We start from the raw sequence: 322 nt of genomic DNA on the forward strand, positions 1-322 counted from the left end.
CGCCGTGAACTTGCGCTCCAGCAAATTCGGCGCAATTTTCCCGACGGTGCCCTTATAGGAGCGGTACTTCTTGGGTCGCACAACTGATCTGAGGCCCAGTTCAGCCATCAAGCGCTCCACAACCTTCTTGTTGACCAACGTGCCTGAGTTGCGAATGACCGCCGTGATACGCCGAGCCCCATAAAGACCTCTCTCCTCGTGATAAACACGCTCTATCTCCTGCTTCAGAGCTGCATCTGGATCGGGTCTGGATTGCACCTGAGCCTGATAGTAAAACGTGCTGCGCGCCAGGCCCGCCAGCGTCAGAAGGGCGCACATCGGA

At 57.1% G+C, this 322-nt stretch carries 1 protein-coding gene; it reads right to left on the reverse strand.

Annotated features, from left to right (window positions below):
- Positions 1–322 (reverse strand): IS3 family transposase (locus KBY08_RS26975; RefSeq protein WP_225651329.1); only part of this gene is annotated, 322 nt, incomplete at both ends.

It is taken from the genome of Pseudomonas sp. P135 (genome assembly GCF_020312125.1).
Lineage (GTDB): Bacteria > Pseudomonadota > Gammaproteobacteria > Pseudomonadales > Pseudomonadaceae > Aquipseudomonas > Aquipseudomonas fragariae.